18 protein-coding genes are annotated in these 20,828 nt (G+C 63.2%); 15 read left to right on the top strand and 3 right to left on the bottom strand.

Annotation, left to right across the window (positions count from 1 at the left end; translation table 11 throughout):
- Nucleotides 1-22: 22 nt before the first annotated feature.
- The 4 genes from AArcS_RS15670 to AArcS_RS15655 all read left to right on the top strand — a co-directional run bounded on the left by AArcS_RS15670 (nucleotide 23) and on the right by AArcS_RS15655 (nucleotide 4,407).
- On the top strand, nucleotides 23-1,120 hold the full coding sequence (locus AArcS_RS15670; protein ID WP_238478355.1) for an NADH:flavin oxidoreductase/NADH oxidase: 1,098 nt from the start codon (nucleotides 23-25) through the stop codon (nucleotides 1,118-1,120).
- Nucleotides 1,121-1,214: 94 nt separating this feature from the next.
- Nucleotides 1,215-1,394, top strand: coding sequence for a DUF5786 family protein (locus tag AArcS_RS15665; protein WP_238478354.1), 180 nt, complete (start codon nucleotides 1,215-1,217; stop codon nucleotides 1,392-1,394).
- An 85-nt stretch (nucleotides 1,395-1,479) separates the two neighbouring features.
- A complete protein-coding gene (locus tag AArcS_RS15660; RefSeq protein ID WP_238478353.1) occupies nucleotides 1,480-2,184 on the top strand; it encodes a DUF5828 family protein in 705 nt (234 codons plus the stop codon).
- A 423-nt stretch (nucleotides 2,185-2,607) separates the two neighbouring features.
- Nucleotides 2,608-4,407, top strand: a complete 1,800-nt coding sequence (locus AArcS_RS15655; protein ID WP_238478352.1) for an ammonium transporter — start codon at nucleotides 2,608-2,610, stop codon at nucleotides 4,405-4,407.
- A gap of 255 nt (nucleotides 4,408-4,662) precedes the next feature.
- Here the strand turns inward: AArcS_RS15655 and AArcS_RS15650 are convergent, their stop codons facing one another.
- Nucleotides 4,663-5,448: a GIDE domain-containing protein gene (locus tag AArcS_RS15650; RefSeq protein ID WP_238478351.1), complete on the bottom strand. Its 786-nt coding sequence runs from the start codon at nucleotides 5,446-5,448 to the stop codon at nucleotides 4,663-4,665.
- A 134-nt stretch (nucleotides 5,449-5,582) separates the two neighbouring features.
- Here AArcS_RS15650 and hemL point away from each other — a divergent pair, with 134 nt between their 5' ends.
- The 6 genes from hemL to AArcS_RS15620 all read left to right on the top strand — a co-directional run bounded on the left by hemL (nucleotide 5,583) and on the right by AArcS_RS15620 (nucleotide 10,405).
- Entirely contained in the window at nucleotides 5,583-6,920 is a 1,338-nt protein-coding gene (hemL, locus tag AArcS_RS15645) for a glutamate-1-semialdehyde 2,1-aminomutase (RefSeq protein WP_238478350.1), read from the top strand.
- A 60-nt stretch (nucleotides 6,921-6,980) separates the two neighbouring features.
- The gene (locus AArcS_RS15640; RefSeq protein ID WP_238478349.1) at nucleotides 6,981-7,154 is read left to right on the top strand and encodes a hypothetical protein; all 174 of its coding nucleotides are present in this window, start codon (nucleotides 6,981-6,983) and stop codon (nucleotides 7,152-7,154) included.
- Nucleotides 7,155-7,210: 56 nt separating this feature from the next.
- Nucleotides 7,211-7,681: a thioredoxin domain-containing protein gene (locus AArcS_RS15635; protein ID WP_238478348.1), complete on the top strand. Its 471-nt coding sequence runs from the start codon at nucleotides 7,211-7,213 to the stop codon at nucleotides 7,679-7,681.
- Nucleotides 7,682-7,744: 63 nt separating this feature from the next.
- Nucleotides 7,745-8,866 carry a hydroxymethylbilane synthase gene (hemC, locus tag AArcS_RS15630; RefSeq protein ID WP_238478347.1) on the top strand — a complete coding sequence of 374 codons (1,122 nt, stop codon included), beginning with the start codon at nucleotides 7,745-7,747 and terminating at the stop codon, nucleotides 8,864-8,866.
- Nucleotides 8,863-9,669 (top strand): uroporphyrinogen-III C-methyltransferase, encoded by an 807-nt coding sequence (gene cobA / locus AArcS_RS15625; RefSeq protein WP_238478346.1) that lies wholly within the window; start codon nucleotides 8,863-8,865, stop codon nucleotides 9,667-9,669. The genes hemC and cobA overlap by 4 nt, the downstream gene beginning before the upstream one ends.
- Nucleotides 9,659-10,405 carry a uroporphyrinogen-III synthase gene (locus AArcS_RS15620; protein ID WP_238478345.1) on the top strand — a complete coding sequence of 249 codons (747 nt, stop codon included), beginning with the start codon at nucleotides 9,659-9,661 and terminating at the stop codon, nucleotides 10,403-10,405. The genes cobA and AArcS_RS15620 overlap by 11 nt, the downstream gene beginning before the upstream one ends.
- Here AArcS_RS15620 and AArcS_RS15615 read toward each other — a convergent pair whose 3' ends face one another.
- Complete coding sequence (locus tag AArcS_RS15615) at nucleotides 10,406-10,741, bottom strand: hypothetical protein (protein WP_238478344.1); 336 nt, start codon at nucleotides 10,739-10,741, stop codon at nucleotides 10,406-10,408.
- 208 nt (nucleotides 10,742-10,949) lie between these two features.
- On the opposite strand from AArcS_RS15615, the gene recJ reads away from it, so the two are divergent.
- On the top strand, nucleotides 10,950-12,362 hold the full coding sequence (recJ, locus tag AArcS_RS15610) for a RecJ family nuclease (protein ID WP_238478343.1): 1,413 nt from the start codon (nucleotides 10,950-10,952) through the stop codon (nucleotides 12,360-12,362).
- Nucleotides 12,363-12,377: 15 nt separating this feature from the next.
- On the opposite strand, the gene AArcS_RS15605 is transcribed toward recJ, so the two are convergent.
- Nucleotides 12,378-12,590 carry a YgaP family membrane protein gene (locus tag AArcS_RS15605; RefSeq protein ID WP_238478342.1) on the bottom strand — a complete coding sequence of 71 codons (213 nt, stop codon included), beginning with the start codon at nucleotides 12,588-12,590 and terminating at the stop codon, nucleotides 12,378-12,380.
- A gap of 225 nt (nucleotides 12,591-12,815) precedes the next feature.
- Between AArcS_RS15605 and AArcS_RS15600 the strand changes: the two genes are divergently transcribed.
- The 4 genes from AArcS_RS15600 (at nucleotide 12,816) to AArcS_RS15585 (ending at nucleotide 20,814) form a co-directional block, all read left to right on the top strand.
- Nucleotides 12,816-14,558, top strand: coding sequence for an excinuclease ABC subunit C (locus AArcS_RS15600; RefSeq protein WP_238478341.1), 1,743 nt, complete (start codon nucleotides 12,816-12,818; stop codon nucleotides 14,556-14,558).
- 63 nt (nucleotides 14,559-14,621) lie between these two features.
- Nucleotides 14,622-15,803: an SPFH domain-containing protein gene (locus tag AArcS_RS15595; protein WP_238478340.1), complete on the top strand. Its 1,182-nt coding sequence runs from the start codon at nucleotides 14,622-14,624 to the stop codon at nucleotides 15,801-15,803.
- 94 nt (nucleotides 15,804-15,897) lie between these two features.
- Nucleotides 15,898-16,431 (top strand): heme NO-binding domain-containing protein, encoded by a 534-nt coding sequence (locus AArcS_RS15590; protein WP_238478339.1) that lies wholly within the window; start codon nucleotides 15,898-15,900, stop codon nucleotides 16,429-16,431.
- 342 nt (nucleotides 16,432-16,773) lie between these two features.
- Nucleotides 16,774-20,814, top strand: coding sequence for a glucodextranase DOMON-like domain-containing protein (locus AArcS_RS15585; RefSeq protein ID WP_238478338.1), 4,041 nt, complete (start codon nucleotides 16,774-16,776; stop codon nucleotides 20,812-20,814).
- The last annotated feature ends 14 nt before the right edge of the window (nucleotides 20,815-20,828 follow it).

The raw sequence follows: 20,828 nt of genomic DNA, 5'->3' as shown, positions 1-20,828 counted from the left end.
CCCGCGGTGAGTAGGGGCAACGATGACAGACGATCTGTTCTCCCCGCTCGAACTGCGTGGAACGGAGATCCCGAACCGCGTGATGGTTTCGCCGATGTGTCAGTACTCCTGTGAGGATCGGGATGGCCTCGCAACCGAGTGGCATCGGACACATCTGGGTGCGCGAGCGACCGGCCGCGCGGGAGTGGTGATGACCGAGGCGACTGCAGTCGAACCGCGGGGACGTATCTCGCCCGAAGATCTGGGTATCTGGAGTGGCGAGCACGCCGACGCGCTCGCGCCCATCACCGAGTTCATCCGATCGCAGGGGAGCGTTCCGGCGATCCAGCTGGCGCACGCCGGGCGAAAAGCGAGCACGCGCCGACCGTGGGAGGGTCGGGGACCGCTTCAGCCCGACGAGGGTGGCTGGAACGTCGTCGCGCCGAGCGCGATTCCCTATCCCGGCCACGAGTCACCGGTCGAGGTTGCCGCCCTGTCCCGCGAGGAAATCGCGCGACTTGTCGAGACGTTCGCCGACGCCGCCGGGTACGCCCTCGACGCCGGGTTCGAGATCGCTGAGATCCACGCGGCCCACGGCTACCTGCTCCACGAGTTCCTCTCGCCCGTCGCCAACGACCGTGACGACGAGTACGGCGGGAGCTTCGAGAACCGGATCCGGTTTCCCCTGGAGGTCACAGCAGCGGTCCGGGATATCTGGCCGGACGACCGTCCCCTGTTCGTTCGGCTCTCGGGCACTGACTGGCTCCCCGACCGGGAGTCCTGGACCGTCGAGCAGTCGGCCCGGCTCGCGGATCGGCTCGCTGACGCTGGCGTCGATCTGATCGACGTCTCCAGTGGGGGTATCCATCCCGACCAGCAACTCCCGCCCTCGGGCCCGAACTACCAGGTGCCACTCGCAGAGCACGTTCGTGAGCACACGAGCGAAGACGTCGGCATCGGTGCAGTCGGCGGGATCACGACGCCCGAGGGGGCGGACGCGCTGATCCGCAACGATCGGGCCGACCTCGCGATCGTTGGCCGTGAATTCCTGCGTGATCCGCAGTTCCCGCTCCGGGCCGCCCGCGAACTCGATGCGCTGGATCGGATCGACGTCCCACCGCAGTACGAACGGGCGTTCTGAATCCGCTTCCGAATAACGCCAGTGTGCGTGTGGATACGTGCCAGTCCGTTCCCGAACCGAACTACCTATGTCGGCGCTCTGCCTCGTATCCCGCATGGGTTTTGGTAGTTACGACGAGTCCGAACAACAGGATCAGAACGTCGAAACAGACGACGATGGAGCTGTCAACGTCCATGAGAACGATCACGACGGCGCGATTACCTTCGATACCGAGGAGTCAACCGAGGATCTGGTCGGACGACTCCAGCAGATGCGAGAGGACGACGAGGAGTAGACGGCGTCGGATTGTGGGTGCCGTACCATCGAACGCAGGGATAAAGCGTATATAGACGCCTGTTTTAGCGGATACCCACACGGCCATGGAAGAGAGCATCTCGGGATTCAAGATCCGGGGGACGTGGGGGGACATCGTGGAACACGGCGAGCGGATCTCGCGTGCGCTCCGTGACGTACAGGTCCATCGTGGCGACGAGTACGCTCGAGCGTTCGAAGAGTGGGATGAGTGGCGACCCAAATCACACGAGCGAATCGAGGAAGACGTCAGCGAGAAGACCGCTGAACAGGCAAGCGTCGCGGAGGGGAAGGGCGAACAGGCAGGTAAAAATCCCGACGAGGACATCAAAACGGCCGGCGAGAAACTCAGCGAGTCCTACGAGAAACTCGACGCTGACGATGCTGAGGGGGCGGTCGGCAAGTGGGGTGAGTCAATCGATTACGTCGCACGGGCAGCCGACTCGGCCGGTCGGAAAGCGCTTCGCAAGGTTGAAGACACCGTTTACCAGCGGGTGATGACACAGCTTGCACCCTACTATTTCGATAATCCACTGATCAGTGCGAACCTCCAGCAATCGACCAACGGGGACGAGGAGGAGTTCATTTTTGAGGTTAATGTCAACGACGATGGCCTGAAAGAGGAGGTGTCCGAACGGCTCGCGGAGTACGAGGATACGATCGACCGCTGGCATATCGACACCGAGAAAGACACGGAGATCGCCGAGGCGGTCGAGGGCGTCGAGCCGCCGGAAGACGATGTCGATGGGCGCTCCAAGTCGACGAAAAACTGAGCGCGCGCAAGCGTAACCAGTTCGTCTCGCACCGTACCTGAATTCTACAGAACTGTCTAAAGAGCCGTCTAACGCTCGATATTGGCATATTATGCGTTTCGACGTGTCCTCGCAGTGGTCGTCGGCCTGTGGCTGGGCAGTCGGGTCTGCTTTGAGTTGTGGTTTCCGTTCGTCCAGAAGTTATACAGCGTGTGCTGACTCCCGTGTGTTTCACAACCTTATATAGATATAACCAAACGAGATTTTTTCACTATTACAATTAGGGGCAGTGTATTTGCCAGTCTGTCAACGCCAATCCTTATATTGGGTTGATTCAATACGAACAACCGCAATGGCGCTCATAAACGTGCGGGATACACTGGAACCGTTGGACGAACATTCACTGAATTTCCGTAAACCCTCGATGGGCTCGAAGGTGGTCGTATGGTAGACCCGGTTATCATGGAGATCAGTGCGGCGGATCTAGACGAGCTCGCGACCGGTATCAACATGGTCTGGGCACTCACCGTCACCTTCCTGATCTTCTTCATGCACGCCGGCTTCGCGATGCTCGAATCCGGTCAGGTGCGCTCGAAGAACGTCGCGAATCAGCTGACCAAGAACATGCTCACCTGGGCGATCGGGATTGCGGTGTTTTTCGTCGTCGGTCTCGGGATATCGAATAATATCGGTTCGTTACTCGTCGGAGGTGGTACCGGGGAGCTGACGATGTTCGGTGCCGACCCCAGCGAGGGACTGATGAACGTCCTGTTTAGCGCGGTGTTCGCGATGACTGCCGCGACGATCGTCTCGGGCGCGGTCGCAGGACGAGCGAAACTCCGTGCGTACTTGGCGTACACCTTCGTTCTGGCGGCGTTCATCTACCCCGTTGCCGCCGGTCTGGTCTGGTACGCACCACACGCCGCCGATGGTGTCGCGCCGCTCCTTGCTGGCCTTGGGTTCGAGGACTTCGCGGGTGGGATGGTCGTCCACGGTCTCGGCGGCGTCGCCGGGCTCACCGCGGCATGGGTGCTCGGTAGCCGGATGGACAAGTACAACGAGGACGGCAGTGTCAACATCATCCCCGGTCACTCGATGACCTTCGCCGTCCTGGGGACGCTGATCCTTTGTTTCGGCTGGTTCGGCTTCAACGTCGGCACTGCCGCGACGCCGATCAACCCTGAACCCGGTGTGTTCGAGCTCGGTGCCTTCGAAGTCGTGGGCCGTGTTGCGATCGTGACGGCACTCGGTATGGGCGTTGGCGGGATCGGTGCGGCCGCCGCCGCGTTGTACATGACCGGAAAGGTCGATACGCTGTACGTCGCAAACGGCATGCTCGCTGGTCTGGTTGGTGTCACGGGCCCGACGAACCTGATCACGCCGATGGGTGCGATCGCGATCGGCTTCCTCGCCGGCGCACAGCTCCCCCTGGTGTTCAAGTTCGTCGAGCAGACGCTCAAGATCGACGATGTCTGTGCAGTCTTTCCGGTCCACGGGAGCGCCGGGATGCTCGGTCTGATCGTCTACCCGCTGTGGTCCGTCGAGGGCACGGCAATCGGCGGCGGGCTCATCGCTGGCGGAATTCTCTCGATCGAAGCGGGCGCGTTCGGTCCACAGATCATCGGTGTCGCAGTGTTGACGATCTGGACCGTCGTCACGACGGCCGCAGTCTGGGGCGCACTCAAGGCGATGGGTCAGGCCCGCGTCACCCCTGAACACGAGCGTGACGGCCTCGACGTCTCCGAACACGGCGTCGACACCTACCCCGAGTTCGGCGGTCCCGACGTCGCCACGGACGGCGGCGTCCCTGTGGAACATCACGAGATTCGCACTGACGGTGGCGAGGTCGGCGAGCGAGCCTCGTCGGAGCTACGGTCCGACGGTGGTGAGGACATCGAAAAGCCGATTAAGATGGTCACGGCGATCGTTCGTCCCGACCGACTCGGCGCGATCAAACAACAGCTCGCGGAAGTCGGTGCGCCGTCGCTGACGGTCACCAACGTCTCCGGCCGCGGTAGCCAGCCCGCAAAGAAGGGCCAGTGGCGTGGCGAAGAGTACACGGTCGACCTCCACCAGAAAGTAAAGATCGAAACGGTCGTCGCGGACGTGCCCGCCGGGGACGTCGTCGAGGCGATCCGGGAGGGTGCCAACACCGGCGAGCCCGGTGACGGCAAGATCTTCGTGATGGACGTCGAGGAGGCGGTACAGGTACGAACTGGTAAAACCGGACCCGACGCGGTGTAGGGGCAACTGCGGAGTACGGGACTACTGTGTGCATATCCATGGCGGACGCGGGTGGTTGACGCGTCGGCCCTCGGACGAGTGATCGTCCACCCCTCCGGGGTTCGCTGGCAGGTGGCTCCTGCCGCGGGCCCCTCTTTGCTTTCGAAGGAATATACGGCGCGTTTGCGCGGTTTACCTGCACTGTCCCGCGACTTCGAGGACTGTAGCTATACGCTTCGATTATTATAGCCATAAACTTCGAAAACTGTAGTACAATCAGACGGACAGGGCGACCGCTGGCAGTACGAACAGGGCACCGATCACGAGCACACCGAGGCCCACAGCGACCCGCCACAGCCCGCCTCGTGCGAATCGCCACGCAGTGGCGCGCTCGTCGGTGTCGGAGACGACGAACGTCGGAATGGCGTCTCCGTTGCCGATCACCGCATCGACGACCGTACTCCCCCAGCCCGCCGAGGGGCCGCGGGTAGCCTGACCGTAGACGTAGACCGTTTCGCCGACGTCGAGCCGACGCTCCGTAAAGCGCTGTTTGTTTCCCGTGTTCACCTCGGTAACGAGCAGGTTCACCGTTCCGTCCTGTTTGTCGACGCCCTCGGTCGCCTCGACGTATCGTTCCAGTCTATCAGGCAACTCCTTGCCGGGTTTGACGGTGATCGAGTCACCGTCGAGGCGGATATCCGCACCCTGCGGATCGACGCGTACGCGCCCTGTTCCATCGTCGACGAGGAAGTCGACGCCACCCTGTCCCTCGTCGAGGGTGTGCCAGCTGGAGTTCTTGCCCGAGGAACGTAGTTCCTCGACCTCGTAGGTGTAGGCGAGACATTCTGTCCCGGTAAAGGGGGCCGTGACAGTTCCGTGCTCGTCGTCCGGCACGGCCTGTCCCTCGACCTCGACCGGACCTCGATGGCCGTTGACCGACCGAACGTCGAGCGGGTCGTTCTGGAGAATGTGATACGTCGTCCGAAGTCTGCGGCCACCGCCGATCAGGAAGTACCCTGCAACGCCGGCGACCCCGAGCAGGAGGGCAAGTTCGACGAACATGATCGACTGTTCTCGGATCGGCGTCAAATTCTTTCCGCTGCGCGTGTATCTGCCGTCGTACGACGCGCTCGAGCGGGACGGCTCGACGCCGCGATGCCGGTACTAACTTTACCCGCGCGTTCCAACTCGCGGGCATGAATCACGATAGCTCCCGCGAACTCTACGACCGTGCACTGTCGTCGATCCCGGGCGGTGTCAACTCCTCGGTGCGCGCGATCCGACCGTATCCCTTTTTCATCGAGCGCGGCGACGGCGGCCACGTCATCGACGCCGACGGCAACCGGTATCTCGACTTCGTCAACGGCTACGGCCCGCTGCTGTACGGACACGACCTGCCACAGCCGGTCCAGAGCGCAGTCCAGTCGACGGTCAGCGAGGGGCCGATGTACGGCGCACCCACGGAGATCGAGGTCGACCTCGCCGAGTTCGTTTCCCGCCACGTCCCGAGCGTCGAGATGATCCGATTCGTAAACTCCGGCACCGAGGCGACCGTCTCCGCGATCCGGCTCGCCCGCGGCTACACCGGTCGGGACAAGATCGTCGTCATGCAGGGCGGCTACCACGGTGCACAGGAGTCGACGCTGGTCGAGGGCGAGGACGGCCACGTCCACCCGAGCAGCCCGGGGATCCCCGAGGAGTTCGCCCAGCACACGATCCCGGTGCCGTTCAACGATGTCGACGCCGTTCAGGACGTTTTCGCGGCCCACGGCGACGAGATCGCCGCGGTGCTCACCGAGCCGATCCTCGGCAACACGGGGATCGTCCACCCGGTCGAGGGCTACCACGAGACGCTCCGGGATCTCACGGAGGACCACGACGCCCTCCTGATCTTCGACGAGGTCATCACCGGCTTCCGCGTCGGCGGGCTCCAGTGCGCGCAGGGCAAGTTCGGCGTCACGCCCGACGTGACGACCTTCGGCAAGATCGTCGGCGGCGGCTTCCCGGTCGGCGCGATCGGCGGCAAGGCCGAGATCATCGAGCAGTTCACGCCCGCGGGCGAGGTGTTCCAGTCGGGCACCTTCTCGGGTCACCCCGTCACGATGGCGGCGGGCTACGAGTCCCTGAAATACGCCGCCGAGAACGACGTCTACGAGCACGTCAACGCGCTGGGCGAACAGCTCCGCGAGGGGCTGACCGAGATCGTCGCCGACCGCGCGCCCAGTTACACCGTCGCGGGCACGGACAGCATGTTCAAAGTCCTGTTCACCCGCGAGGGTCCCGACTCCACCGAGGGCCAGTGCGAGGCCGGCTGTCGCCAGCGTCCCGACTGCCCGCGCTACGATCACTGCCCGAAAAACGGCGCGGATGTCGCCGACTGCGAGGACGAGCGCTGGGAGCGACTGTTCTGGCCCGCGATGAAAGAGCAGGGTATCTTCCTCACGGTCAACCAGTACGAGTCCCAGTTCGTCAGCTACGCACATACCGAGGAGGACGTCGAGACGCTGCTTTCGGCGTACGAGGAGGCGCTCTGAGACGCCGAGGGACGATCGAACCGGCGTAGCCTATATTTTTGCGAAGACCCTCTCTCCGCTATGGGTCTGTTCAAACACGTCGCGAACGGCATCATCTCGGTCATCATCAGCGTCGGAATCACGGTCGCGCTCGCGGACGAAGAGGACGGACCGTGGGGGCTCGGCGAAGTCGCGCTGTCGGTCGCGATCACTGCCTTCCTCTCGGGCTTTTTCACGAGCTACTTCGCGAAGTAGCCCGTCCGACTCGATCCGGAGTGTCGTTTATACTCCTGTAGCACCTGATACGCCTGATGAGTAGCTCCGTCCTGATCTTCGACGGCGAGTGCCCGTACTGTTCGATCGCCGCGGTGGCGCTGAAACGGCTCGACGACGTCGTCGCCGTCTCGTGGTACGACGACGCGGTCGGCCCGTTCCTCGACGCGCAGTTCGGCGAGCGTCCGTTCGCGATGGTGCTGGTAGACCCCGACGAGCAACGGGTGTACGCGGGACGCTCGGCGGCCCAGGAGCTCGCGGATCGGGCGGGGACGCCCGGCATCGTCGGCTCGCTCGTCCGCGAGAACTACGAGCGGATCGCGGGCGTGGTCGGCGCGCTGTCGGGCCGTGGACGCGACCCCGACGACTACCACGAGACGTACCGCCTGCGTGGGGATGCCGCGGACGAACTCCCGGCGCTCCGGGCGGCCGGCGACGCCGACGCCGCGGACCTGGTCGGCGATGCGGCCGACGGACCGGGTGACGCCGACCCCAGTGCTGGCGCTTGACGGACACGCACAGCGGCAGAGCCAAAGAACGTGCTTTTCACCGTGGCAGATAGAGAGCAGGGTATGAGCAACCGCGATACGATTCGGCTGGCGACACGGAGCTCCGATCTCGCCCGCCGCCAGGCGGCGACGGTGAAGGAGGCCCTCGAAAGCCGTCGACAGGACGTCGAACTGGTCGAGGTGGAGACGACGGGCGATCGGATCCGCGACGAGCTGATCCATCGGCTCGGCAAGACCGGCGCGTTCGTCCGCAGCCTCGACGAGAAGGTTATCGATGGCGAGGTCGACGCCGCGGTCCACTCGATGAAGGACATGCCGACAGATCAGCCCGAGGAACTGATCGTCTCGGGCATCCCCGAGCGCGGCCCGCCGGGCGACGTGCTCGTTACGCCCGACGGGACGAGTCTGGACGACCTGCCCGAGGGCGCGACCGTGGGGACGTCGAGTCTGCGCCGACAGGCCCAGTTGCTCGACGCCCGCCCGGACCTCACCGTCGAGCCGCTCCGGGGCAACGTCGACACCCGGGTCGAGAAACTGCTCGCGCCGGGGCTGCAGGCCGAACACGAAGCCCGCACGGAAGCCGAGAAAGAGCGCAAGGGGAACGCGGGCAACGACGAGTACGAACACCCCTACGATCGGGACGTCGAGGAGTGGTTCTCGGATCTCGCCGAAATAGAGCGCCGCGCGATGGAGCGAGAGGTAGAAACGGAATACGATGCAATCGTCCTCGCGGAAGCCGGACTCGAACGGAGCGGCCTGCTCCACCGCATCGAGTACGAGCGCCTGCCGACGACTGACTTCGTCCCCTCGCCGGGCCAGGGCGCGCTCGCGGTGACGAGTCTGGACGACGCGGTCGGCGAACGGATCCATACCGCGCTCGACAACCCCCGCACCCGGGTCGAGACGACGGTCGAACGGACGATCCTCGCCGAACTGGGTGGGGGCTGTGTCGCGCCGATCGGCGTCTACGCCGTCGTGCAGGGCGAGCACGTCAACGCGGTCGTCCGGGTGTACAGCCGCGACGGCGGGGAGACCGTCGCGACGAGCCGCGATCTGTCGGTCGAACGCCACGTCCGCGACGCGCGGGCGTTCGCGCAGGATCTGGCCGAACAGGGTGCGGCCGAGCTGATCGAGGAAGCGAAGCGGGAGGAAGGGGAGGGCGAAGCCAAACGGGGGGAAGAATGAGTGGGGACGAGACGGTCGGTAAAGTCTACCTCGTCGGGAGCGGCCCCGGCGATCCGGACCTGCTCACCGTGAAAGCGAAGCGTCTGCTCGAGGAGGCGGACGTCGTCCTCCACGACAAGCTGCCGGGGCCGGACATCATCGACTCGATCCCCGAGGCGAAACGCGAGGACGTCGGAAAGCGTGCGGGCGGAGAGTGGACGCCACAGGAGTACACGAACCGCCGGCTGGTCGAGACCGCGGAGGCGGGCAACACCGTCGTGCGCCTGAAAGGCGGCGACCCGTTCGTCTTCGGCCGTGGCGGCGAGGAGATGGAACACCTCGCCGAGCACGGCATCCCCTTCGAGGTCGTCCCCGGCATCACGTCGGCGCTCGCGGGCGGCGCAGTCGCCGGGATCCCGGCGACACACCGCGAGTACACGTCCAGCGTCTCCTTCGTCACGGGCCACGAGGACCCAACCAAGGAGGAGTCGGCGATCGATTGGCAGGCGCTGGCCGACACCGGAGGCACGCTCGTCGTCCTGATGGGCGTTGGAAAACTACCGCTGTACACCGACGCGCTGCTGGAAGCGGGCAAAGCCCCGGACACGCCGGTCGCGCTGATCGAGCGCGCGACGTGGCCCGACCAGCGCGTCGTGACTGGCACTCTCTCGACCATCGTCGATGTCCGAGACGAACACGAGATCGAGCCGCCTGCGATCACCGTCATCGGCGAGGTCGCTGCGACACGCGAGCGGGTGATCGAGCATCTCGAAAACGAACCGGACCGCGAACGAGCGGTGGAGGGCAGCAACAATGGCGCGTGACACCACCGTTGCCGTCTTCCGGCCCGACGATGAGCGCCTCGACGAGGCCGTCGAACTGATCGAATCGCTCGGTGCGACGCCGATCCCCGACGCGATGCTGGCCGTTAACTCGACCGGCGCAACGCCACGGACCGACGCCGACCTCGTCGTCCTGACGAGCAAGACGGGCGTCGAGCTCGCCGCCGCGGCCGGCTGGGAGCCCGGTGACGCGACCGTCGCGGCGATCGGCGAGAGCACGGCCGATGCCATGCGCGCCACTGAGTACCCGGTCGATATCGTCCCCGAAGAGTACACCTCAACAGGACTGGTCGACGCGCTGACCGGGGACGTTGACGGCAAACGCGTCGAGGTCGCCCGGAGCGATCACGGCAGCGACGTGCTCACCGACGGACTCGAGGACGCCGGAGCCTACGTCCACGAGACGATTCTGTACCGGCTTGTGCGACCGGATGGCGCGGGCGAGTCGGCCGACCTCGCCGCCGAGGGCGACCTCGACGCGGCGGCGTTTACCTCCTCGCTGACGGTGGCTCACTTCGTTGAGGCCGCAGAAGAGCGCGGCATCAGGGAGGCGGCGATCGAGGGGCTGAACGACGCCGTCGTCGGCGTGATCGGCCCGCCGACTCGCAAGACTGCCGAGGAGTACGGGATCGACGTCGATGTCGTCCCCGACACTGCCGACTTCGAGGAACTGGCGTGTGACGTAGTCGAGGCTGCCGCCCCGACCTACCACGAGTAGTTACGAACCGTCGCTCTCGATCGATTCCACCACTTTGGCGATCTGTCGCTCGGTCACGAACGGTTCCAGCGCGGTTTCGACATCGACGGCGAGCCGGTAGGCAGGGTTCCCCTTGCCGACTGGCGACTGGTCGTCGATGCGGGTCTGGTCGACGTATTCGGTGTCGGCGAGCCGTTTGAGCCGCCGGACAACTGCTTTGTCGGTCGGATCTACCGAAGCGTCTACGAGTTGCGTTCGGCAGGTTGCAGAGACTTTTTCGGCGTGTGCGGGTGTCTCTCCCTGGTCGGCGAGACATACCAGCGCAAGCAGCGTGAGTCGCTCGGTTACGTCCGACATTGGCGCGGTTTCCCTGCCACGTTCGTGCATATTCCTACATGTTTATTCAGCAGAGATATAGCTGTCGGCGCGACGGACACGGTGAGGCTGTCATCGTGGGTCGGTGCGAGTGTGAACTGCTCCGGGGTCAAGCCCCGAGGCACTCGGCCTGCTCCGCCTGTAGACCCGCAACTTTAACCCTTATTCCGCACAACTCCCGTTCGACCAGATGGACGCTCCGATTCCTGACCTCGCCGAGCGCGCTGCTGAGTGTGCCGAGCGACTGCACGACGCCGACGGCGTGGTTCTCGCCTCGCACATCGACGCGGACGGCCTGACGAGTGCCGCGATCGCGGCGAGCGCGCTCGAACGCGGCAGAATTCCTTTCGAGACGGTATTCAGCAAACAGCTCGGCGAGGACGAGATTGCTGAGATCGCGAACATGGACCGGGACGTCGTCCTCTTCACCGACTTCGGGAGCGGACAGCTCGATATCATCACAGAGTACGAGCAGTCGGGAGATATCACCCCGGTCATCGCCGATCATCACCAACCGGCAGACGCCGAAACCGAGTATCACCTGAACCCGCTGTTGTTCGGGATCAACGGCGCGTCCGAGCTTTCGGGTGCCGGTGCGAGCTACGCACTTGCGAGAGCGCTCGAACCTGAAGACGGCGACAATCGGGATCTCGCGGCGCTCGCCATTGTCGGTGCGGTCGGCGATATGCAGGCAAGCGGCGGCGAACTCGTCGGCGCGAACCGGCGGATCGTCGAGGAAGGGGTTTCGGCAGGCGTCCTCGAAGAGGCTACCGATCTCTCCCTGTACGGCAAGCAGACCCGCCCCCTGCCGAAACTCCTCGAATACTCGACCGACGTCTACATCCCCGGCATCAGCAACGACGAGCGCGGCGCGATGGGTTTTCTCGACGACCTCGATCTGGATCTCAAAGCCGACGGCGACTGGCGGCGCTGGGTCGACCTGACCGACGACGAGCGACAGACGGTCGCCAGCGCGCTCGTCCAGCGCGCGGTATCGAGAGGCGTCCCGGCAGAGAAGATCGACGGTCTCGTGGGAACGACGTACTCGCTCACCGCCGAACCGGAAGGGACCGAACTGCGGGATGCAAGCGAGTTTTCGACATTACTGAACGCGACTGCACGCTATGAACGTGCGGATGTGGGCCTTGCGGTCTGTCTCGGGGACCGCGGAGACGCGCTCGACCGGGCCCGGCAACTCCTCCGGGACCACCGTCGAAACCTTTCTGATGGTATCGAGTGGGTCACCTCCGAAGGCGTCACACGTGAAGAGCACGTCCAGTGGTTCCACGCCGAGGATCGGATCAGAGAGACGATCGTCGGCATCGTCGCCGGAATGGCGGTCGGGGCCGACGGCGTCGACCGCGGGACGCCGATCATCGCCTTCGCGAACAAGACCGACGAGGAGGTGAAAGTCTCCTCTCGCGGAACGCACACGCTGGTCAGGGAGGGACTGGATCTCTCGGCGGTGATGGGCGAGGCCTCACGCGCAGTCGGCGGTGATGGGGGCGGTCACGACGTGGCAGCCGGAGCGACCGTCCCCGCAGGGACCGAGGCGGAGTTCATCGAGTTGGCAGACGAAATCGTCGCCGAACAGCTCTCCTGACCACTCCTGGTGGCGCTACTCCGCTGGACAGGTGTCGATTCCGAGCAGTTTGTTTACCGTGCACCGCTGTGTGAGCGCGCTCGCAAGGAGCCCTGCGCCGACGACCAGGGCGCCAAGTCCGTTCCGTTTCGATCTTCGGCCGAGTGTCACAACACCGACGAGTAACAGCGCGGCTCCGCCGACAAACCGGAGCGTACGATCGGTTCCACCGACGTTCTTTTCGAACATATCTGTCGTTAGGAGCGGGTCGGCTTGAGCATGACGACAAGCCTCCCAGCTTTTATATACGATAGGGCGGCCATGATCGCCATGCGATGACCTGCTGACACGGCGCTGGCCGGGGCTGGTGTGCGACACGCCGCGTCGTGGCGGATTCCGTCGCCTGTTCGCTACTGGCCTGCCTCTCGGGGTCAGCCGTAGAGTTGAAACTCAACGCTCACCTAGCCGGTCCCGATGGACGCGAGAGCGGTCCGTGATCGGGCGAGCGACCTCCCGACCGAGCCTGGCGTCTACCAGTTCCTCGCCGACGAGCAGGTGCTCTATGTCGGGAAGGCGGTCGACATCCGTGACCGGGTACGCTCGTACGCTGATCCGCGCAGTCGCCGGATCGAGCGGATGGTCGACCGTGCCGATGCCATCGACGTTGCGGTGACGGACACGGAGACGCAGGCGCTGTTGCTGGAGGCGAACATGATCAAGCGCCACCAGCCCCGGTACAACGTCCGACTGAAAGACGACAAGTCCTACCCGCTGGTCCAGCTAACTGACCACCCAGTTCCACGGATCGAGATCACCCGCGATCCGGACGAGGGTGCAACGGTGTACGGCCCGTATACCAGTCGGTCTCGCCTCGAAACGGTCGTCAAGGGGCTCCGGGAAATCTACGGAGTGCGGGGCTGCTCGGATCACAAGTACGCGAACCGGGATCGTCCCTGTCTCGACTACGAGGTCGGTATCTGTACCGCTCCCTGTACTGGCGAAATAAGCGAAGCGGCGTACGCGGAAGACGTCACGGCTACGCAGCGATTCTTCGAGGGTGAGATCGGTGTCCTCGCCACTCCCCTGCGTCGATCGATGGAGCAAGCAGCCGAGAGTCGGGAGTTCGAGCGTGCTGCCAACCTGCGCGATCGACTGCAGACCGTCGAGGCGTTCCACGGTGACAGCGGTGCCGCCGTCGCCAGCGAAGAATCCGGCGGCGAACGGCTACTGGACGTACTTGGTGTCGCCATCGAGGGCGAGGAGGCGACCGTCGCCCGGCTACACAGTGATGGCGGCCAGCTCGTCGACCGGGACCGGCATACGCTCGCTGCACCCGACAGCGGACCGGATCAGATCGCGCGCGTTCTGTCGGCGTTCGTCCCACAGTACTACGCCGAGCGGGAGCTTCCGGACGCGCTCGTACTCCCGGAGCATCTCGACGACCAGGAGCTTGCTGCATGGCTCGACGCGGAAGACGTCGCGGTTCGTGTTCCAGGTGCCGGTCGGGAGGCGACGCTCGTCGATCTGGCGCTCAAAAACGCCCGCCGCGGCACCGACGGCCGTGACGAGGTCGGTGCCCTCGCAGCGGCCCTGGATATCGATCGGCCGACGCGAATCGAGGGATTCGATGTCAGTCATGCTCAGGGAAACGAGGCGGTCGGAAGCAACGTTACGTTCGTCGATGGGTCCCGCGAGAGCAGCGACTACCGCCGCAAGCGGCTGAATGGCGGAAACGATGACTACGCGAACATGCGTTCGCTAGTCGAGTGGCGAGCCAGTCGTGCCGTGGAGGGGTGTGATGACCGACCTGATCCGGACCTGCTGGTAATCGACGGAGGTGAAGGACAGCTTTCGGCGGCGCGGGCGGCGCTCGATGCGATAGACTGGGACATCCCGACGATCGCCATCGCGAAAGACGAAGAGCTCGTGATCACGCCGGAGAGGACGCACGACTGGCCGGATGATGCGCCCCAGTTACATCTCGTACAGCGGGTTCGCGACGAGGCCCATCGCTTTGCCCTGCAGTACCATCAGACTCTGCGTGATGAGGTGTCGACGGCGCTCGACGGGATCGATGGCATCGGTCCAGAAACACGTAAGCGGCTGCTGGGTCGGTTCGGTAGCGTGAAGGGGGTCCGTGGTGCGTCTCGTGACGAACTCCTGTCGGTCGAGGGGGTTGGTGAGGGAACGGTTACGTTACTCGAAGAGCAGCTGTAAGCACGTAGTGTCGGTCCTTCTCCGGTGCGAACCGTTAACCCGCGTCAGTCCTACTAGTCGAACATGTCCCAATCAGGGGGAGACAGGATCCAGAGCGTGCATCGAACGCACGGACTCAGGCCACAGACGGTGCTGATCGGTGCTCTTGCACTGGCAGCGAGTGCCGTGCTTCTGACGAATTTCCTCGAGTTGACGCCGCTCTCTATCGTCGGCGCTCTCTTGCTGACGCTCGCAGTCGTGACGGTGGCGAGCGCGGTCGAGATCGTCAACGCCTACGAGAAACGCGCACTGACGGTGTTCGGCGAGTACCGACAACTGCTACAGCCCGGTATCAACTTCGTTCCACCGTTCGTCTCGAAGACGTACCTTTTCGATATGCGAACACAGACGATCGATGTCCCGCGCCAAGAGGCCATCACGCGTGATAACTCGCCGGTGACCGCCGACGCCGTCATCTACATCCGTGTCATGGACGCGAAGAAGGCGTTTCTGGAGGTTGATGACTACAAACGGGCTGTCTCGAACCTGGCTCAGACCACGCTTCGTGCCGTACTCGGCGATATGGAACTGGACGAGACGCTGAACAAACGCGAAAAGATCAACAGAAGGATCCACGATGAGGTCGATGAAGCGACCGATCGCTGGGGGATCCGGGTCGAAGCGGTGGAGGTCCGGGAGGTCAACCCGAGCAAAGATGTGCAGCGGGCGATGGAACAGCAGACGTCCGCCGAGCGCCGCCGTCGTGCCATGATTCTCGAAGCACAGGGTGAGCGGCGGAGTGCCGTCGAGAAGGCCGAAGGTGACAAGCAATCGAATATCATCCGGGCGCAGGGTGAAAAACAGAGTCAGATCCTCGAAGCACAGGGTGACTCGATATCGACAGTGCTTCGCGCGAAATCCGCGGAGTCGATGGGTGAGCGGGCGGTAATCGACAAGGGCATGGAGACGCTCGAAGAGATCGGGAAAGGCGAGTCGACGACATTCGTTATGCCCCAGGAGCTCACCTCCATGATCGGCCGCTACGGAAAACACCTCTCTGGAAGCGACGTGCAGGTGGGTGACGGCGCACTGGAAAGCCTCGACTTCGACGACGAGACGGCCGAACTGCTCGGACTGAACAACATCGAGGAACTGATCAGCGAATTCAACGACGAGACAGCTCCCGCCGAGCAGACAGAGGATATCGGTCGAGACTCGCGGGCCGAAATCGACGACGCCGAACTGATCGACGAGCTAGAAAAGTAACCTGTACTATGAGCTTACGTCGGAATATTTACCACTTGTAGGTCTGTAGTCCAACATATGATTACGTCGATCAGTTGGCAGGGTGAGTAACGGTATGCACGGGATCGTTCATAAGGCGTTCAAGGAGTTCGTCGAAACGGAGGTCGATGGGATCAACTGGGAAGCGGTCGTTGACGAAGCAGGTCTCGAGCCGACGCTCTATCTTCCCGTCACTGACTACCCTGACGAGGAGTTCACACGGGCGGCAACGGCGCTCTCCGAACTGAGTGGGCGGCCCGACGCCTCGCTCCACAAGTCGTTCGGCCGGTCGCTGGCACCGTCGTTACTCGATACGTTCAAAGCACACATTCGTGACGACTGGGACGCTCGGGAAGTATTACTCGCGCTAGATTCGATCTATGAGCAACTCGACTCCGATGATGAGCACAGTACGTCGTCGACCGTTTCGACGCGGACTGATGGGAACGAAGTCGTGCTGACGTATCGTTCAGACCGCCAGCTCTGCACGGTACTGCGTGGCATCGTGATCGGTATCGCTGACGAGTACGAACGGACGGCAGAAATCGTGGAACCAGCCTGTCTGCAGGCGGGTGCCGATCGGTGTGAGCTACACGTTACACTCGACTGACTGGCCCTGTATTCGACCTGTACCACAGCTCGTTCAGAGTGGTAACTACACACTGCAGAAATAACATTCATTATATACTTGATTACGAGATCATAGACTAGGGGCAAATACTAGTTGTAAATGTGGTATTATACATGATGAACTATTACCTCACTGTGTGTTGATGAGTCGCAGCCAAACCAGTCGCGGACGTGGGCAGCGGTTCGAACCGCAACACGGCTGTCCACGAACTGTCCGCGACCGTTATCCGTTTGCTACCACAGCGGTTTCGGATAACGTCGTTGGAGGAGGCGGTTTCCCGATGGTCTCCTGGTTCGCAGACACACGTTATTTAACAATATCATGAGTAACAACAACTCCCTCAACCCAGATATCAGACGCAGAACAGTACTCGGCGGAATGGCGGGTGCGGGTGCACTCTGGTTCACCCCGTTCTCTGCCGGCGCCGATTCGGTCGACAACTACGAACAGCGTCACGCTGACGGTCCCGACTCATATCACCCCGGACATCCGCGGTTCGTCGAAGTCGGCGAGATGATTTCGAACCCCGAAGATATTGGTGAGTGGTCGTTTGGCTCCCGTGACAACATTGCACCGCGTATTCCGGACTTCGAGGCGGATCCGGACAATTACGACAGCGACGACTTCGAGTGGTCGCTCGTCGAACAACCGGACGGTAGCGACGCCGAGTTGTTGTTCGAGCACACACACGACGAAGCGCCAGTGCCGCGCCACTCGACGGAGAAAGAACACGCCGTAGAGTTCGTCGCCGACGAACCTGGGCGATACGTGCTGGAACTGGACGCCCCGGACGGGACACATGAAATGACTATCCACGCGTTCCCGGAGGGCGACGGCCCACGTCCGACGGTCGAACTTGAGGGCGAGCACGACGGCGGCGAGTTCACCCTCAACGCGAATCCGGAACTCAACCCGGCGAGCAATGCATTGACGGACGATCTGGAGGTCGTCTTCCTCGCGGACGACCGTGACGCACTCGATACCGACGACATCGATACCGACGGATTCGAGGCAACCGTCCCCGAGAGCGCGCTGGACGGCGAGCGCGGACGCGTCCACGTCGCGGCGTACGACGGGAGCGCACGCAGTATGATCGACACTATCGAGCTCCACCCCGATGGGGAAACCCACCTTCCCAACCGCGCGCCCGAGTGGATGGAAGAGGGGATCATGTACCAGATCTTCCCACGCTCGTGGGCGGGTGAACGCGGCGCGACCACGTTCGACACGCTCATCAACGGCGACGACGAGACAGGCGCGCGTGGACTCGATTATCTCGAAGAGCTGGGCGTCGACGCGGTCTGGCTGACACCGGTCGTACCAGCCGAGAGCGTCGACAAGATGTTCCAAGAACAGAACCTCTCGAACTGGCCGGGCGACCAGCCAGCTGGCGGCGGTCCCCACGGCTACGATACGAACGACTACTTCGGAATCGCGGAGGATCTGGCTCCCGAAGGCAAAGAGCCGATCGAAGCCTACAAAGAGTTCGTCGACGAGTGTCACGAGCGAGATATCAAGGTCTGTTTCGACCTCGTCATCAATCACGCGGGACGTGGCCATCCGTACTTTCAGGACACGATCGCCGACCAGGATGAAGAGCGATCGCAGGCGCTGATCGACGCCGAGTTCGAGTATCCCTCGGTCAACGAGTGGGACGAGGACTCGAAGTACTTCGACTGGTGGGATCGCGTCGAGGCTGCCTCGACGGTCGACGGTCTACAGGAAGACCCAACCGCCGAAATCGCGGATCCCGCGCCGGCGAACACCGGTTTCTTCGGTCTGCGTGTGATGCCGAACTTCAACTTCGACAACGTCGCCGTCCGCGAGCATATGCTCGCGTTCGCTGACTTCTGGTCCGGCGAGGTCGGCGTCGACGGGTTCCGCTGTGATATCGCCTGGGGCGTTCCGATCAGTATGTGGAAAGACATCCGCGAGATCGTCCGCGAGAACGATGAGGAGTTCCTCATGCTCGACGAGACGATCCCGAAAGAGCCGGAGATGGCCGAGAACGCCTTCGATATGCATCTCGATACGGACGGGTTCACCGGCACCGCTGCGTCGGTTGCCGCCGGCGATACGGGCGCACAGTCGCTGATCGACTCGATCGAGGCCCGCACCGAGGATGGGTTCCCGGACCACTCGCTGATCCTCAACTACGTCGAGAACCACGACGAGGAACGGCTCCTCAACAGCATCGTTCGGAACCTCAACGACCCTGAAGACCGCGACGAGGTTCCCGACGAGGAGTGGGAAGCGGGCGCACGACGTGAGCGCGCCGCGTGGGCGGCCTGTATCGGTCTGCCCGGCGTTCCGAAGTTCTACTACGGACAGGAACGACAGATCAGTCGCTACGGGGAGAACCGCTGGCCGGCGACCGATATGGATGCGTTCGACGAGGATAACCGTGGCATCACCGATGGCGAACTCGATATCGGGGCTGACGTTCGTGAAGGCGGCAAACAACGCGCCTTCATGAACTGGGACGAGTACGACGAAGACCACCTCGAGTTCTTCAAGGAGGTCAACCAGGCCTACCAAGAACTGGACGCGCTCAAACCGAAAGCAGAGCTCCGTGGTGCGTACGCGTTCCCACTCGACGACCCCGACTTCGACAACCCGAACATGATCGTGTTCGGCCGTGATGCCTCGGAACTGGACGACATCGACGGGCCCGAGACCGTTATCTGTATCGTGAACTTCGAGGACGATCCCGTCGAACCGATCCTGCGCCCGGAAGTCGATACGGTCAATCTGGTCACCGGCGAAGATATTGCGACCGATGTCAGTGACACGGGAGTCACCGTCGAGGTCGACACGTTCGCCGTGCTGGAGACGCCGTCGCTGTTCTCGATCGGCGACATGATTATCGAGCTCTCGGCCGAAAGCGGCACCGACGCCGGACCGGGGACCTACGAGTATCCGACCGGCGACGACTTCGACGAGGGGGCCTTCGATCTAACCCGCTTTGACGTCCATCAGTCGAGAAACGACTACCAGTTCGCCGTCGAAGTGGACGGCGACCTGACCAATCCGTGGGACTACGAGCACGGATTCTCCCATCAACATCTGCAAGTATATATCCGCCATCCCGATGTCGACGGCGGCACAACTGATGCCCGGGAGGGAGTTAACGCGACGTTCGAGGAACCGTACCACTATCGATTCATCGCCGACGGTGAACACGGTGCCCGTCTCGAAAACTACGAGGGCGAGGAGCTCGCCTCGGGCGAGATCACGGTCAACAACGCGAACGAGGCCATGCTGTTCGAGTTCCCACAGAGTGCGATCGACGGCGGACTCGATCAGATGGAGATCGCCGCACTGATGCTCGGTTACGACAGTGACGCGCCCGGCAACGTCCGCCCGGTTGAGGCAGACGCCGGCGAGGACGTCTTCGGCGGTGCCGAAAACGAGTATGCGCCGAACGTAATCGACCGCGCCGGTGTGGAGAGCAACGAGGACGCCCTCGCGTACTCCGAAGGAGAACTCGCAGAGATCCCTTATGACTCGCTGATCGCCGAGTTCGAGGAGGTCGAACACTTCGAGACCGGCACCGACGGCGAACCGTACGGTCCCGATCAGTTCACCTACCCGACCGGCGACGACTACTACGAGGGTGCCTGGGATGTCGAGTCCGTGACCATCCACGAGTCGCCCGCCCGCGTCAAGTTCGAGTTCACCATGAACGAGGAGATCCAGAACCCGTGGGGACTGGATCCGGTCTCCCACCAGTTCGTCCAGATCTACATCAACTCGCCGGAGGCCGACGGCCCCGAGAGCACCGAGGGTCGTGCCGGAACGAACTTCGGCTTCGCGACGCCCCATCAAACGCGTGTGCTCGCACACGGTGAAGGAACGACGGATATTGAGGACGCCGAGGGCGAGCCCGTCTCCGGCGATGTAGAGTACCAGCAGGTCGACGATCACACGGTCGCTGTCGACTTCCCGAAGAGCGCGGTCGACTGGACCGACGATGTCTCCTTTGCCGCGATCATGACGCCGTTCGATGGCTTCGGCGATGGGGACATCCGGCCGATCAACCCCGATCCGGGCGAGCACGCGATCGGCGGTGGCGATCCGGATGCGGACGACCCGGCCGCGATGGACCTGCTCCTGCCAGAGGGCGAGAGCCGCGCGGACGTGCTCGCGTACGACGAGGATACGACCCCCGAGATCCCGTTCGTCGCGCTCGGAGACGAAGAGCCCGAGCCGGCAAACGGTGAGGAAGATGAGGAAGAAGACGACGACGAAGACGATGGCCTCCCCGGCTTCGGCGTCGCAGCGGGTGCGGCCGGCGTCGGTGCCGGTGCGCTCGCAGCCAAGCGCCTCTCCGAGAACGCCGACGAAGACACGGAAGAATAGACTACAGATCAGCT

Source organism: Natranaeroarchaeum sulfidigenes (assembly GCF_017094485.1).
Taxonomy (GTDB): domain Archaea; phylum Halobacteriota; class Halobacteria; order Halobacteriales; family Natronoarchaeaceae; genus Natranaeroarchaeum; species Natranaeroarchaeum sulfidigenes.
The sequence above is the reverse complement of the archived record's forward strand: the minus strand, read 5'-3'. Positions and strand labels throughout refer to the sequence as shown.